Annotated in this window: 17 protein-coding genes; 6 read left to right on the forward strand and 11 right to left on the reverse strand. The window is 54.8% G+C overall.

All coding sequences use genetic code 11. From position 1 onward, the window contains the following. Nucleotides 1-36: 36 nt before the first annotated feature. Nucleotides 37-900, reverse strand: a complete 864-nt coding sequence (locus tag ABIB59_RS18190) for a YicC/YloC family endoribonuclease (protein ID WP_039080109.1) — start codon at nucleotides 898-900, stop codon at nucleotides 37-39. A gap of 124 nt (nucleotides 901-1,024) precedes the next feature. On the opposite strand from ABIB59_RS18190, the gene rph reads away from it, so the two are divergent. Continuing rightward, a complete protein-coding gene (gene rph / locus ABIB59_RS18195) occupies nucleotides 1,025-1,741 on the forward strand; it encodes a ribonuclease PH (protein WP_354036483.1) in 717 nt (238 codons plus the stop codon). A gap of 211 nt (nucleotides 1,742-1,952) precedes the next feature. Continuing rightward, nucleotides 1,953-2,594 carry an orotate phosphoribosyltransferase gene (gene pyrE, locus ABIB59_RS18200; protein ID WP_039080111.1) on the forward strand — a complete coding sequence of 214 codons (642 nt, stop codon included), beginning with the start codon at nucleotides 1,953-1,955 and terminating at the stop codon, nucleotides 2,592-2,594. Nucleotides 2,595-2,675: 81 nt separating this feature from the next. Here pyrE and slmA read toward each other — a convergent pair whose 3' ends face one another. The 3 genes from slmA to coaBC all read right to left on the reverse strand — a co-directional run bounded on the left by slmA (nucleotide 2,676) and on the right by coaBC (nucleotide 5,039). Then, nucleotides 2,676-3,272 carry a nucleoid occlusion factor SlmA gene (slmA, locus tag ABIB59_RS18205; protein ID WP_039080112.1) on the reverse strand — a complete coding sequence of 199 codons (597 nt, stop codon included), beginning with the start codon at nucleotides 3,270-3,272 and terminating at the stop codon, nucleotides 2,676-2,678. Nucleotides 3,273-3,391: 119 nt separating this feature from the next. Further along, entirely contained in the window at nucleotides 3,392-3,850 is a 459-nt protein-coding gene (dut, locus tag ABIB59_RS18210) for a dUTP diphosphatase (protein WP_039080113.1), read from the reverse strand. After that, nucleotides 3,828-5,039 carry a bifunctional phosphopantothenoylcysteine decarboxylase/phosphopantothenate--cysteine ligase CoaBC gene (gene coaBC, locus ABIB59_RS18215; protein WP_354036645.1) on the reverse strand — a complete coding sequence of 404 codons (1,212 nt, stop codon included), beginning with the start codon at nucleotides 5,037-5,039 and terminating at the stop codon, nucleotides 3,828-3,830. The genes dut and coaBC overlap by 23 nt, the downstream gene beginning before the upstream one ends. Nucleotides 5,040-5,211: 172 nt before the next feature. Here coaBC and radC point away from each other — a divergent pair, with 172 nt between their 5' ends. The 4 genes from radC to mutM all read left to right on the forward strand — a co-directional run bounded on the left by radC (nucleotide 5,212) and on the right by mutM (nucleotide 7,519). Further along, nucleotides 5,212-5,880: a RadC family protein gene (gene radC, locus ABIB59_RS18220; protein ID WP_039080115.1), complete on the forward strand. Its 669-nt coding sequence runs from the start codon at nucleotides 5,212-5,214 to the stop codon at nucleotides 5,878-5,880. Nucleotides 5,881-6,095: 215 nt separating this feature from the next. Next, a complete protein-coding gene (gene rpmB, locus ABIB59_RS18225; RefSeq protein ID WP_002436699.1) occupies nucleotides 6,096-6,332 on the forward strand; it encodes a 50S ribosomal protein L28 in 237 nt (78 codons plus the stop codon). A gap of 20 nt (nucleotides 6,333-6,352) precedes the next feature. Then, entirely contained in the window at nucleotides 6,353-6,520 is a 168-nt protein-coding gene (rpmG, locus tag ABIB59_RS18230) for a 50S ribosomal protein L33 (RefSeq protein ID WP_003024094.1), read from the forward strand. A 189-nt stretch (nucleotides 6,521-6,709) separates the two neighbouring features. Then, nucleotides 6,710-7,519 carry a bifunctional DNA-formamidopyrimidine glycosylase/DNA-(apurinic or apyrimidinic site) lyase gene (mutM, locus tag ABIB59_RS18235; RefSeq protein WP_354036491.1) on the forward strand — a complete coding sequence of 270 codons (810 nt, stop codon included), beginning with the start codon at nucleotides 6,710-6,712 and terminating at the stop codon, nucleotides 7,517-7,519. 109 nt (nucleotides 7,520-7,628) lie between these two features. Here mutM and coaD read toward each other — a convergent pair whose 3' ends face one another. The 7 genes from coaD to rfaQ all read right to left on the reverse strand — a co-directional run bounded on the left by coaD (nucleotide 7,629) and on the right by rfaQ (nucleotide 14,584). Next, nucleotides 7,629-8,105, reverse strand: a complete 477-nt coding sequence (gene coaD / locus ABIB59_RS18240; RefSeq protein WP_071195076.1) for a pantetheine-phosphate adenylyltransferase — start codon at nucleotides 8,103-8,105, stop codon at nucleotides 7,629-7,631. A 3-nt stretch (nucleotides 8,106-8,108) separates the two neighbouring features. Further along, the gene (locus ABIB59_RS18245) at nucleotides 8,109-8,879 is read right to left on the reverse strand and encodes a glycosyltransferase family 2 protein (protein WP_354036493.1); all 771 of its coding nucleotides are present in this window, start codon (nucleotides 8,877-8,879) and stop codon (nucleotides 8,109-8,111) included. Further along, nucleotides 8,879-10,153, reverse strand: a complete 1,275-nt coding sequence (gene waaA, locus ABIB59_RS18250) for a lipid IV(A) 3-deoxy-D-manno-octulosonic acid transferase (protein WP_335254511.1) — start codon at nucleotides 10,151-10,153, stop codon at nucleotides 8,879-8,881. Before waaA ends, ABIB59_RS18245 begins: the two co-directional genes overlap by 1 nt. A 115-nt stretch (nucleotides 10,154-10,268) precedes the next feature. Next, complete coding sequence (locus ABIB59_RS18255) at nucleotides 10,269-11,258, reverse strand: glycosyltransferase (protein WP_079496895.1); 990 nt, start codon at nucleotides 11,256-11,258, stop codon at nucleotides 10,269-10,271. 28 nt (nucleotides 11,259-11,286) lie between these two features. Continuing rightward, complete coding sequence (locus ABIB59_RS18260; protein ID WP_354036647.1) at nucleotides 11,287-12,381, reverse strand: glycosyltransferase; 1,095 nt, start codon at nucleotides 12,379-12,381, stop codon at nucleotides 11,287-11,289. 2 nt (nucleotides 12,382-12,383) lie between these two features. Next, nucleotides 12,384-13,511, reverse strand: coding sequence for a glycosyltransferase family 4 protein (locus ABIB59_RS18265; RefSeq protein WP_354036496.1), 1,128 nt, complete (start codon nucleotides 13,509-13,511; stop codon nucleotides 12,384-12,386). After that, nucleotides 13,508-14,584 carry a putative lipopolysaccharide heptosyltransferase III gene (rfaQ, locus tag ABIB59_RS18270; RefSeq protein WP_354036498.1) on the reverse strand — a complete coding sequence of 359 codons (1,077 nt, stop codon included), beginning with the start codon at nucleotides 14,582-14,584 and terminating at the stop codon, nucleotides 13,508-13,510. Before rfaQ ends, ABIB59_RS18265 begins: the two co-directional genes overlap by 4 nt. Between the last annotated feature and the right edge of the window lie 70 nt (nucleotides 14,585-14,654).

The raw sequence follows: 14,654 nt of genomic DNA on the forward strand, positions 1-14,654 counted from the left end.
CGCAGCGTTGCGGGCTTTCAGGGCGCGGGCGCAGGATTATTCGATGTTCTGAATCTGCTCGCGCATCTGCTCAATCAACACTTTCAGCTCAATGGCTGAATTGGTGACATCGGCATTGATAGATTTAGACGCCAGGGTGTTCGACTCACGGTTGAACTCCTGCATCATAAAGTCGAGACGGCGGCCCACAGCCTCTTTCTTCTTGAGGATGTTGTAGGTTTCTTTAACGTGCGCTTCCAGACGGTCAAGCTCTTCGGCAACGTCGATACGCTGTGCCATCAGCACCAGCTCTTGTTCCAGTCGGTTATTTTCCAACTGGACCTGCGCTTCTTCCAGTTTTGCTACCAGGCGGTCGCGCTGCCATTGCAGGATTTCCGGCATCTGTGCACGCACGTTTTTCACTTCAGTGCTGACGCCTTCCAGACGCTGCTCAATTAAGGCTTTCAGCGCCTGGCCTTCGGTCTCGCGGGCGACGATAAAATCGTCCAGCGCGCCATCAAGGGCAGACAGAATTTCAGCGGCAATCGCGTCCAGATCCTGTTCCTGAGCGGCCATAACGCCCGGCCAACGCAGAATATCCACCGGGTTGATTTCGCCTTCATCGCTCTGCATTTTGACCCAGTTGGCGGCGTTCACCAGCTGTTTTGCCAGTTTCTCGTTGAGAATCAGTTCGCTTTGGGCGCTGGCGTCAGGTTCAAAACGCAGATTACATTCGATTTTCCCGCGAGTCAGACGCGTACGGATGCGCTCGCGAACCACAGGTTCCAGGCTACGAAATTGTTCCGGCAGACGGAAGTAAGTTTCAAGATAACGCTGGTTTACCGAGCGCAGTTCCCATGAGGCAGAGCCCCAGCTACCCTTGATTTCACGCCGGGCGTAGGCGGTCATACTGCGGATCATAGACGTTCCCGTTTTTTAAGGAGAGATGCGGGGATTATAGCTTTCATGGGCTTATCAGGATAGGAATAACCTTGGTAAGCCAGTATAATGCGCAGCCACATTCGTAACAGCCGGAGAAATCATCATGCGTCCATCAGGCCGTAGCACCACCGAGGTGCGTCCCGTCACCCTGACCCGTAATTACACAAAACACGCAGAAGGCTCCGTGCTGGTTGAATTTGGTGATACCAAAGTGCTGTGCACCGCCACCCTTGAAGAGGGTGTGCCGCGTTTCCTCAAAGGCCAGGGCCAGGGCTGGATCACCGCCGAATATGGCATGCTGCCGCGTTCCACCCACACCCGTAACGCGCGCGAAGCGGCGAAGGGCAAACAGGGCGGGCGGACCATGGAAATTCAGCGTCTTATCGCCCGTGCGCTGCGTGCGGCGGTAGACTTAACGGCGCTGGGTGAATACACCATCACCCTGGACTGCGACGTGATTCAGGCCGATGGCGGTACCCGTACTGCCTCCATCACCGGAGCATGCGTTGCGCTGGCCGATGCGCTGAACGCGTTGGTAAGCGCAGGCAAACTGAAAGCGAACCCGATGAAAGGGCTGGTGGCGGCGGTTTCAGTCGGCATCGTCAATGGCGAAGCGGTTTGTGATCTGGAATACGTGGAAGACTCCGCAGCGGAAACCGATATGAACGTAGTGATGACCGAAGATGGGCGCATCATTGAAGTTCAGGGCACCGCCGAGGGCGAACCGTTCACCCACGAAGAACTCCTGACCTTGCTGGCGTTGGCCCGAGGGGGAATCGAATCGATTATTGCGACGCAGAAAGCGGTGTTGGCAAACTAGTTTTTAAGGCGACTGAGAAGTCGCCTTTTTTTTGTCCATAGAAAAGTGAAATCCTTTCCCAGCCAGCGTAATCGGCGAAGACCGTTTGAACGCGGACAGCGCGGAAAATCCGGAACGTACACGACGTACATGAGGATTCGAGCACTGCCCGGGTTAAAACTGGCAAGTAAGATAGCCTGATGGGATAGATTCTTAGATGAGGAGCGAATCCATGAAACAGTATCAGCGTGAGTTTATTGAGTTTGCGCTTAACAAACAGGTACTCAAGTTTGGCGAGTTCACCCTGAAATCCGGGCGTAAGAGCCCCTATTTCTTTAACGCCGGCCTGTTTAATACCGGGCGCGACCTGGCGTTGCTGGGCCGTTTTTACGCCGCCGCGCTGGTGGATTCGAAAATTGATTTCGACCTGTTGTTTGGCCCGGCCTACAAAGGTATCCCTATCGCGACCACCACAGCAGTCGCGCTGGCTGAGCACCACGAGCGTGACGTGCCGTATTGCTTTAACCGCAAAGAGGCCAAAGATCACGGTGAAGGCGGCACGCTGGTCGGCAGCGCATTGCAGGGCCGCGTCATGCTGGTGGATGATGTGATCACTGCCGGTACGGCAATTCGCGAATCCATGGAGATAATCCAGGCGAACGGCGCGACGCTGGCAGGCGTGCTGATCTCCCTTGATCGTCAGGAGCGTGGACGCGCGGATATTTCCGCGATCCAGGAAGTGGAGCGCGACTACGGCTGCAAAGTGATTTCAATTATCACCCTGAAAGAGCTGATTGCTTATCTGGAAGAGAAGCCGGAAATGGCTGACCATCTGGCCGCGGTGAAGGCATATCGGGAAGAGTACGGGATTTAATAGTATTCCCGGCGTACCTGGGATAGATCGAAAGAGTTGCCCGGATAAGGCGGTTAACCGCCATCCGGGATAACTTATCGCTTATTGCAACTGCGCGGCCAGCAAGGGCCAGCGTGCTTCAAACTCATCGGTCGGACTGTATTTGAACTCGCTACGCACATAGCGCGACAACATCCCCTCACAAAACGACAGCAACTGACTTGCCAGCAGCGTTTCGTCAGTGACGTAGCCTTCGCCTTCACGCATCTTCTTTTCGCGCAGCACCTGGCGAATCTGGGATTCGATACGCTCGAAAAGCTGATTGATACGCCCTTGTAAGCGATCCTGTTCAAACATCAGCGCATGACCGGTAAGAATGCGGGTCAGCCCTGGATTACGCTCACCAAACCCCAGAATCAGTTGCACAATCAGACGCAGGCGCGCTGTGGTGTCCTTTTCATCTTTCATGATCAGGTTGATACGGGTAATCAGGCTATCTTCGATAAACTCAATGAGGCTATCGAACATGCGTGTCTTGCTAGGGAAATGACGGTACAAAGCGGCCTCGGAGACGCCAACAGACGCCGCCAGTTTTGCCGTCGTGATGCGTTGACTTCCATCGCTGGATTCAAGCATCAGTGCCAGAGACTGAAGTATTTCTTCGCGACGATTCCTTTTCGCGGTTTGTTTTTCTGCCATGTTGCAAAATACCCCTGAAATAAGCGCTTATCAGGCGAACATCCACGCGGCGGCCGCAAACCGATGTTTGCGGAAATGTTATGGCGTTATTTCGCCGCAGGATGCGTTAAATGGGCTGCTTATTTACGCCCGGAGTGACCGAAGCCACCTTCACCACGATCTGTGGCGTCAAACTCTTCAACCAGATTAAATTCAGCCTGAACGACCGGGACAAACACCATTTGCGCGATGCGCTCACCGGGTTCAATGGTAAAGCTGTCCTGGCCACGGTTCCAGACGGACACCATCAATTGCCCCTGATAGTCAGAGTCAATAAGTCCCACCAGGTTACCCAGCACAATACCATGCTTATGGCCGAGGCCAGAGCGCGGCAGAATCACTGCGGCAAGCGACGGATCGGCAATATGAATCGCCAGGCCGGTCGGCAGCAGGGTGGTCGCGCCCGGTGCCAGCTCTACGGCGTCGTCGAGACAGGCACGCAGATCAAGGCCGGCAGAACCGGCGGTGGCGTAGGTCGGCAGTGGGAATTGCTTGCCTACACGCGGGTCCAGAATCTTAACGTCGATTTTTTTCATCATAACGGGTAACGATCTCGTCCAGTAATAAGTGGCCTAACTGTTCCTTGCTCTTTAGCGGTAAATGTTTATCGCCATCCTGCCAGAAAAGATGCAAAGCGTTATTGTCGCTATTAAACCCTTGATTTGATTGCGAAACGTCGTTAGCGCAGATCAGGTCGAGGTTTTTGCGGGCACGTTTTTGCCGGGCATATTCTTCCACATTATTTGTTTCGGCGGCAAACCCAACGACATAGGGGCGATGCTCGGTCAATGCGGCGACACCGGCGACGATATCCGGGTTTTTGACCATTTTTATTGTTAATTCATCGCCTTGCTTTTTGATTTTTTCGTCGGCAATGGCGGCGGCGCGATAATCCGCGACGGCGGCACAGCCAATAAAAATGTGTTGCTGCTGAGCGAGACCCTGTACCGCGGCCTCCATCTCCAGAGCGGTGGTCACGTCAATCCGTTTGACCCATGCTGGCGTTGCCAACGACACCGGGCCTGACACCAGCGTCACGTTAGCGCCACGACGGGCAGCCGCCGCAGCGATGGCAAAGCCCATCTTGCCGGAGCTGTGGTTTGTAATATAACGCACCGGGTCCAGCGGCTCGCGGGTCGGACCGGCGGTAATCATGATGTTCAGATGTTGCAGATCGTTGACAGGCGAGAAATATGCGGCGGCGAGATCAACGATGGTTAGCGGATCCAGCATCCGGCCCGGCCCAATGTCGCCGCAGGCCTGGCTGCCGCTGTCCGGGCCCCACAATAACAGGCCGCGCGAGGCCAGCACCTCTAAATTATGCTGAGTGGCGGCGGCGCGATACATCTGCTGGTTCATGGCAGGCACAACCGCAACCGGAGAAGGCGTGGCAAGGCAAATCGTCGACACCAGGTCATTAGCCATACCGGCGGCGACGCGCGCGATTAAATCGGCGGTGGCGGGGGCGAGAATGACCAGGTCGGCCCATTTGCCAAGCTCAATATGGCCCATTGCGGCTTCGGCGGCCGGGTCGAGCAGACTGTCGGAAACCGGGTAGCCGGAAACCGCCTGCAGGCTCAGCGGCGTAATAAAGGCTTTCGCTGCTTCGGTCATCGCAACGCGCACATCGGCGCCGCGATCGCGCAGACGACGCACCAGTTCAGGCGCTTTATAAGCCGCGATGCCGCCGCTTATGCCGAGAACGATTTTTTTACCCGCCAGACTCATCATGACTCTTTCCTGTTGGATTTCACCAGAAGGCGGGCATTTTATCACAATCCTGGTGCTGTCGTGCTTTTGCCCGTCGTGCTCTTTGCGAGGTATTACGCAAGTGTGGCGATCCCGTGTCGATGGCCCTTTTCGCTTGTGGCAGCATGGTGCGTAAAAGGGAGGATTCGACATGGATATAGTTTATTTACCCCCATTGCCCAGAGAAAAAATGATGAGTGCGGGCATTGAGTCGCTGACGGATGTCGAGCTACTGGCGCTGTTTTTACGCACTGGCACACAGGGGAAATCAGTGATGACGCTTTCCCGTGATTTGCTGCAGCACTTCGGCTCACTCTACGGGCTGCTCTCGGCGGACTATAAAGATTTTGCCAACGTTAATGGCATTGGGGTGGCGAAATACGCGCAACTAAAAGGCATTGCCGAGCTGGCGCGGCGCTACTACAGCGTTCGGCTACTGGAAGAAACATCATTGTTAAGCCCGGAGCTGACCCGGGAATTTCTGCAAAGCCAGTTGACGGGCGAAGAGCGCGAGATCTTCATGGCGATCTTTCTCGACAACCAAAATCGGGTGTTGAAGCATTGCCGTCTTTTTTCCGGCACCATTAATCAGGTGGAAGTGCATCCGCGCGAAATTGTCCGCGAGGCGATTAAAGTGAATGCCGCCGCCGTGATCCTTGCGCATAATCATCCTTCGGGTAGCGCTGAACCCAGTAAAGCGGATAGAATCATCACCGAAAGGGTGGTGAAGTGCTGTCAGTTTATGGATATTCGTGTGCTCGATCATCTGGTGATAGGCCGTGGAGAGTACGTTTCGTTCGCAGAACGGGGCTGGATTTAGACCTCTTTGGGCGATCCATCGGGATCTTTGTCTGTTCGGGACTTGAGCACATCGCCGACTCAGCGTATACTACGCCACCTTTGAGAATCTCGGGTTTGGCAATTGGGCCTGGCTACACGAGTTCGCTTAGAACCGTCAGACCAGGCTGTGAAAGCCTGACGAGGCGCCAATACCCCATACGAAGCTCGAGCTAATTTGATTTTTGGAGAATAGACATGTCCCGAGTCTGCCAAGTTACTGGCAAGCGTCCGGTGACCGGTAACAACCGTTCCCACGCACTGAACGCGACTAAACGCCGTTTCCTGCCGAACCTGCACTCTCACCGTTTCTGGGTTGAGAGCGAGAAGCGTTTTGTCACCCTGCGCGTATCTGCTAAAGGTATGCGTGTAATCGATAAGAAAGGCATCGATACAGTTCTGTCTGAACTGCGTGCCCGTGGCGAAAAGTACTAAGTACTTAGAGGAAATAAATCATGGCTAAAGGTATTCGTGAGAAAATCAAGCTGGTTTCTTCTGCTGGTACTGGTCACTTCTATACCACCACGAAGAACAAACGTACTAAGCCGGAAAAACTGGAACTGAAAAAATTCGATCCAGTTGTCCGTCAGCACGTTCTTTACAAAGAAGCAAAAATTAAATAATTTGCGCTTTCTTTGTACGAAAACCTCGCTTCGGCGGGGTTTTTTGCATTTTGCCCTTCGTAGTTTGAGCCGCAGATACGTTAGCTGTGTACGCTCATCCTGGTCCCCTACTCAGGTAAGCGCCCGGGATTCACTTCTTGCCGCCTTCCTGTGACTCAAATTACATTGGGGAAATAAGGAGAAATAAACATGCCAGAGTTACCCGAGGTAGAAACCAGCCGCCGCGGTATTGAACCGCATCTGGTCGGCGCCAAAATTCTTCATGCTGTCGTCCGTAACGGGCGCCTCCGGTGGCCTGTCTCGGATGAAATTCATAGCCTGAGCGACAAACCGGTTCTCAGCGTGCAGCGCCGTGCCAAATACCTGCTGCTGGAGTTATCGGACGGCTGGATAATCATCCATCTGGGGATGTCCGGCAGCCTGCGTATCCTCACCGAAGACCTCCCGGCGGAAAAACACGACCATGTCGATCTGGTGATGAGCAATGGTAAAGTGTTGCGTTACACCGATCCACGACGCTTTGGCGCCTGGTTGTGGACGAAAGAGCTGGAAGGTCACAATGTGCTGGCGCATCTGGGGCCGGAACCGTTAAGCGAGGCGTTTAACGTCGATTACCTGCAACAGAAATGCGCGAAGAAGAAAATCGCCATCAAACCCTGGCTGATGGATAACAAGCTGGTGGTGGGGGTAGGCAATATCTACGCCAGCGAGTCGCTGTTTGCCGCCGGGATCCATCCTGACAGACTGGCCTCGTCACTGTCGCGCGAGGAGTGTGAGCTGCTGGTGCGGGTGATTAAAGCCGTGCTGCTGCGTTCGATTGAGCAGGGCGGTACCACGCTGAAAGATTTTCTGCAAAGCGACGGTAAGCCCGGATATTTTGCGCAGGAATTGCAGGTCTATGGACGTAAAGGAGAGCCGTGCCGGGCGTGTGGTACGCCGATTATCGCGTCAAAACATGCGCAGCGGGCGACCTTTTATTGCCGCCAGTGCCAGAAGTAAAGTGAGGTGGTTGCGTTTATCCCGGCTCGCGCTGCGCTTAACCGGGCTATAGGTTGCAGACTGGTAGCCCGGACAAGGCGCGTTAAGCGCCGCCTCCGGGAAGAACGCCCTACAGCTTTTTCAGCAGCGCCTGGTGGACATTCGCTGGCAGGAAATGAGTGACATCACCGGCATGGCGCGCCACCTCTTTTACAAGGGTGGAGGAAATAAACGACCACTCTTTTGATGGCATCAGAAATACGCTTTCCAGGTCAGGCATCAGATGGCGATTCATATGCGCCAGTTGCATCTCATATTCAAAATCCGCCACCGCACGCAGCCCACGAATCAGAATGTTCGCCTGCTGGGCGCGCGCAAAATTGGCCATCAGATCGCTAAAGCCCATCACCGTGACGTTCGGAATCTGTTTGGTTGCTTCCTGAGCCAGCGCCACGCGCTCATCGAGCGTAAACATTGGTTTTTTGCTTGGGCTGGCGGCAATCGCCATCACCACTTCATCGAACATGGTGGCGGCGCGGGTCACGATATCAATATGCCCGTTAGTGATGGGATCAAACGTACCGGGATAAATTGCTTTTGTGCTCATCGCTTAGGCTTTCTCGCTGTAACCGTGGTTTAGCGCCCACAGTTCGGTGTATTTGTTGAAAGTATACTGCGCATTGACCACCGCGAGCAGCCAGCCTTGTTTGCCATCCAGCACGCCACCGCGCAGCAGCAGCGTTTTCAGGAATGCCCCCAGCGTATGGGTGAAAATACCCGCCAGCGATGCCTTCTTGCCCTTCTGATGACGTTCTTGCGCCCAGGCTGTGGCGTAATTGAGCTGTTTGCGCTGAAAGCTGGCGAAATCACGGCAGGTTAGATGCAGCAGGTCGCCTTTCAGTTCGATAACTTTTGCGCCCTGGGTGTCCAGTGACTCATGTACGAGACTGGCGTTGTACTGGTAGCGCTCGCGTGGGTAGAGCCGTATCACCCGGTCAGGGTACCAGCCACTGTGACGCATAAAACGTCCCAGGAAAAAGTTACGGCGGGCGATGCTGTAAACCGCATCCGGCTGTGGGGCATCAAGTATCGCGCGAATAGATTGCGCCAGTTCCGGTGTGACCCGTTCATCGGTGTCAATCATCAGGACATAGTCACCGCTGGCAAAGCGTTGCGCCTTCTGGCGCTGAATACCATAGCCCTGCCAGTTGGTATCAGTGAAAACCTTTACTCCTGCCGCGCGCGCGACCTCTGACGTTGCATCCTGGCTGCCGGAATCGAGCAGGATAATTTCATCGGCCCATGCGACTGACGCTAAGCAATCTGGCAGCAGGTCTGCCGCGTTTTTGGCGATCATGACCACCGACAGGCGTTGAGACATTAATGGCTCCGCTGAGGCAAATACGGTTGCAGGAGTTGCAGCAGACGCGTCAGCGCGCCCTGGTTCTGATGCAGGACTTCAACGGCGTGGCGACCACACCACAGACGGTAATCTTCGTCGGTCAGCAAGGTCGAGACCTCTTTGACCAGCGAGTCGGCATCGGTGACGGTAATCAGGCCATCAGCGGCTTGCAGACGCGCGCAGATATCTTTGAAGTTGAAGGTGTGCGGGCCCATCAGCACAGGAATGGCATGTGCCGCCGGCTCCAGCGGGTTATGACCGCCGCGCTCGACCAGGCTGCCGCCAACAAAGGCCATATCAGCAATACCGTAAAGCAGCATCAGCTCACCCATGGTATCGCCAATAACGACCTGAGTACTGCCGGAAGGAATTTCACCCGAGCTTCTCATGATGAAACTAAAGCCGCCTTTGCGCACCATTTCGCGGGCGTCAGGAAAGCGCTCCGGGTGACGCGGCACCAGGATCAGCAGTAAATCAGGGAACGTCTCCAGCAACTTGCGATGTGCCTGCAGGATAATTGCCTCTTCGCCGTCGTGGGTGCTGGTAGCAATCCATACTTTACGGCGAGGTGCCCACTGACGCCGCAATGTTATGGCTTTGGCGGCTAATTCCGGGGTGACGGAGATATCAAATTTCAGGCTGCCGGTAACGGCAAGCTGGCCCCGTTTCAGGCCCAATTGCAGAAAACGATCGCCATCTTCCTGGGTTTGCGCGGCAATTAAGGTGATTCTGCTGAGCAGACGACGCATAAATCGCCCCAGTTTGCCGTAGCCTTTGGCCGAACGGTCCGACAGGCGCGCATTGGCGATCACCAACGGAATTTTGCGACGGTTCAGCGCGGCAATCATATTGGGCCACAGTTCGGTTTCCATAACGATCACCAGCTTTGGGCGGACCGTATCAAGAAAACGGCCCATCGCGCCGGGCAGATCGTAAGGGAGATAGACATGATGAACATCTTTGCCAAAGGCAGACATCACCCGCTCTGAGCCCGTCGGTGTCATGGTGGTGACGGTAATGGGCAGCATGGGATAGCGGTGGCGTAATGCACGTACCAGCGGAATGGCCGCCAGCGTTTCGCCAACGGAGACGGAATGCAGCAAAATACCGTCCGGCTTCACTTTATTACGGCAAAAACCATAGCGTTCAGCCCAGCGTTTACGGTAAGCCGGGGCCTTGCGGCTGCGAAGCAGAAGCCGCAGCCACACCAGAGGCTGAATTAAGTAGAGCAGGATGGTATACAACAATTCCAAGCGATTATCCGTTTTTTGAGTTTCGGCGGGCAAATTCTAAGCATTTAGCCCGCTTAAAGCTATCTCTTTGGCGCATTGATACTGCGCCAGGGCTATAGCGGGGACGCGGCACACGCTATGCGACATCGCGGTATTTTTTAATCCGAAAATAACGGCGCCCCAGACGCCAGCGTAAACGCAATGAGCTGGCATTGGTCCAAATCAGCCGCCAGATTCCACGATCGAAAAACTCACTGATGATAATACGTTTTTTCGCTTCATCTTTCATTTCATCGAACGTATGAATAATGCCAAGTCCCTCTTTGGCGATTTGCCAGCGACAGGCGGAGATGTTACGCGCCTTATCCGGGTAACGCTTATTGATGGCGTCCAGCATCTCAAGAATTTTCATGTAATGGCGCGCTGAGCGCATCAGCGTATCGTCATTGTCCGGCTTGTGCGACACCGATTCCGAATGAATGTAGTAGTCATAAAAGGATTCACTGGTGTACTGCACGCGTTCTGCAGCCAGCAGCACTTCCGTGGTCCAGGGAATATCCTGATGACGCAGCCCCGGTTCGAAATGAAAATTGTGCCGGGTAATAAATTCCCGGCGATAGATATTCAGCCAGGTGACGTGCAGAAATTTGCGCGAGTCGAGCGCGGTTTTCAGCCAGACGTGGCCCGGCAATACCGGTGTGGAAGATAAGCGCTCAGGTGGGAAAATAGGGTGGCTTTCACGGTTCTTTTCGTAAACATAGCGGCCATTACAGGTGGCAACATCAAGATTGCCTTTTTCAGCCATGTCCAGCAGCGTGCGGAACATCCCAGGGTAGAGCTTGTCGTCAATATCCGGGAAGGTCAGGTATTTACCTTTCGCAATGGCAAGGCCGGAATTTCGCGCGACGGAAACGCCCTGGTTTTCCTGCTGAATTAGCGTAACGTTTTGCATTCTGTCGCGCCAGGCATCGATAACGGCCAGGCTGTCATCGGTCGAACCATCGTTTACCAGGATCAGTTCATAGCTTTCAAGCTGCTGTTGTTCAATGCATTCAAAAAACTGTGCGAGAAATTTCCCGCCGTTATACACCGCGACCACGATGCTCAGTAAAGGGTTTTGACTCATAAAAGATCCGGTATCGGTAAGGTGCCTGTTACTCTTTGCCCAACTGGCGATATTGCTGACAGATTGTCTCCACGCTGAATTTTTCCAGCGCAGCCTGCTCAATAATCGGCGGGTTAGTGTAAATGCTTTGCATCGCCTGAGCCAGCGCAGGGCTATTGAGGTCTGCAAGCCCTTGCGCCAGCGGGCCCGTCAGGATCTCCGGGATGCCGCCCGGACAACGGGTACTGGCAACGGGAGTGCCCAGAATCAGCGCTTCTATGACCACATTGCCCAGGCCTTCGCTATCGGAGCTGAGTACCAGCATCCGTGCCTGCTTCATCCATGAATGTGGGTTGCTCTGAAAACCTTTAAACAGCACGCGGTCCGCCACACCCAGCTTTTCAGCCAAGGCGCGCAAACGCTCTTCTTGCTCTGGTTTGCCCTGGCCGAGCATCACTAACGGCGCGGTGATGTGACTCAGCGCATAGGCTTCAATCAGGCGGTCCTGACGTTTTCCGGGATGCAGGCGCCCGACGTGGATAATGTAATCCTGCCCGGCCATCTCAAAGGGAGCCTCGGCGCTTGCGCGGATCGCGGCAATATCAAAAGGGTTATAGATGGTTTTCAGTTGTGCAGGCTGAATGGTGAATTGTTCGACCAGGTCCTGCCCGACGGCGCTGGAGACGCTAACGATATTACGCCCCTGGTAAACGCGTTTAATTTTCTGCTGTTTCAGCCAGCGGTTAAAGCCTGTCCGGTGGCCAAGATAAGAGGTTGAAAACACGCCATGCAGACAGAACCAGAGGTTATGCGAGCGCAGCGTTTTACTGCGCGACACAATACGATCGGTTTTATGCAGGTTTGATAACACAAGGTCGAAACGACCAGACCGTTCGGCATCAACGACCGCATCGTCAAGCTGGCGCGCACGACGTGAAATCTCCGTCAGCTTACGCCAGGGCTTACGACATTTATCGGCGATAACCCGGTAATCCAGCCCGTCAGGCAGAGGGTATTCGCAGACGTCGCGCAGGGAAAAGAGTGATACCTCATCGCCCTGGCGTAAAAAAGTCTCTGCGAGCGTCAAAACGACTTTCTCGGCGCCGCCGCCCGGTAATCCATCAATGATAAACAGTATGCGCATGGTCATTTCACCAGCTTCTGGTAAAGGGCAAGTAGTTGCGTCGACAGACGCCCGGCGGTGCAGGACAAAATACGCTCCCGGGCATGCTGGCCTTCGCTGGAGCCTAACGCGCGTGCGGGGAGCGCCATAACGGCGTCCTGCAATGCGGGAATATCCAGCGCATCGCATACGTAGCCATTCTGCCCCTGCACTATGAATTCCTGGCCGCCGCAGCCAGTCGTGGTGATGACCGGTAAACCGCAGGCCATTGCTTCCAGAATCACATTGGGGAACGGATCGTAAAGGGTTGGCAGCAGCAGACCATCCGCCATTTGATAGAACGGTAGCGTCTCTGTTTGCATGCCAAAGAAATGCACCCGACTGGCGCAGTTGAGCGATGCCGCCAGAGATTCGTAGCGACGCTGGTCTTTATCTTTGCCAACGACGAAAAGGTGGCGATCCGTGGGGGCAATAGCGCGAATGGCCGCATCCAGTCCCTTACGTTCAAAGCCCGAGCCGACATAGACCAGGCAGGTTGCCTGTAGTGGGATCCCGCGCGCTTGTCGCAGGGCTGCAAACGTCTCTTCATCCGGCGGTATGAAACGCTGATTATCGATAGCGTTGTAAATCACGTGGATTTTTTCTGCCGGCAGGCCGAAATCCGCAATGATCTCCTGCTTTATCATCTCAGCGTTGCAAATGACGCCACGCAGATGGTCATGCTGGTACATCTCGCGTTCGGCATTCATCACATAGCGGTGATAGCGGTCAGCGAACAACAAGGCTTGTTTCCAGCCGGGGAGAATTCGCGCGCGTTGCTCCAGCCAGCGGCGGTGCACGCCATCACCAGCGCGATACAGGTCGCACCCTGGGATGCGCTCATGGCTTTGCACAAGATCGAACTGTTTGCTTTCCCAAAGCGCTCTGGCGGCGTTGGCGAACCCGCGTTCGCGGCTGATGCGTCCCCATTTTCTGGGGTTACAGATATGAATGTGCCAGTCCGGTTTTACCGGCCCCTGCCACTCGCGGGTGATGACATTCAGTTCGAGATTGCTACTATCGAGCGCTTCCAGCGCGCGGGAGACAAAACGTTCCGCGCCGCCATCAGGGCGGTATTTCTGTCTGACCAGCGCCAGGCGAAATTTACTCATGCTAAAACCCTTCTTGCCGCGGCGATAACCTCTTCCTCAGGAATTAAATCCAGGTAGCGTTCATCAGTGCGGGTATCAATCGCATCCGGATCGGGAAGCGGGCCGTAATCGCCAGCCCAAATGACTTCGCCCTGAGCCTGCCAGGGACGCCAGAAGGTCAGTTTAGAGGGGCCAAACAAGGCAACCAGCGGCGTATTCAGCGCGGCGGCCATGTGCATCGGTACGGAATCGACGCCAATAAACAGGCGGGCGTGGTCAATCAGCGCACCGAGCTGGCGCAGCGTCAGTTTACCGGCCAGCGAGACCAGGCGTGCATCCGGGCAGCCTGCGATAATGGTATCGACCATCTGTTTTTCTTTGGCGTCCGGGCCAGAGGTGAGCACAACGGTGTATCCGTCAGCCGAGAGCGCGTTAATCACCGCACTCATCCGATCCTCTCGCCAGCATTTAAAGAACCAGCGTGAGGTGGGTTGCACGACGATATAGTCCCCGGTTAACCCTTCTGGTAACAATGCTTTGCAGGTCTGCCAGTCCGCCTCGCTATAGCCCATTTTGGCCGGGGCATTTTGTACCTCTATGCCCAGCGGCGCCAGAATGGAGAGATTTTGCTGGACCGTATGCAGGCTGTTATGAGCCTGCGTAGAAGCCAGAACGGTATGGCAAAAACGCCAAATGGGGTGACGGCGTTTCGGGAAATCAAAGCCGATGCGCTGTGGGGCGCCGGTAAAGCGGGTGACGATAGCGCTGCGCCATTGGTCGGCCAGGTTCAGTACCAGGCCGTAATGTTGCTTGCGTAAAGTGCGCAGAAGCCCCCATTCCATCGCGATCAGGTGCCGCTGCCCCTGTTTTTTCCATTTTCGGTCAATGCCGTAAATGTGATGGATATCGGTGTTGGCGGCGAGCATATCCCGTGTCTCTTCATACAGCAAAACGTCGATTTTAGCGTCAGGATAGCGCTGGCGAAGTGTCTGAATCACGGGTGTAATCAGCAGCATATCGCCATGATGGCGTAGCTTTATCACTAAAATGCGCGCAGGCATTTTGCTGTCGAAAGGGCGGGTTTCGGGCGTCATACGGTCTTCTTAATCCGATCACAAGCCTCTGATTCTAGGTTATCAGATGCATTGAGAGAAGCGTTGTATT

The sequence above is a fragment of the Citrobacter sp. UYEF32 genome, from assembly GCF_040546205.1.
GTDB classification, from domain to species: Bacteria; Pseudomonadota; Gammaproteobacteria; order Enterobacterales; family Enterobacteriaceae; genus Phytobacter; species Phytobacter diazotrophicus.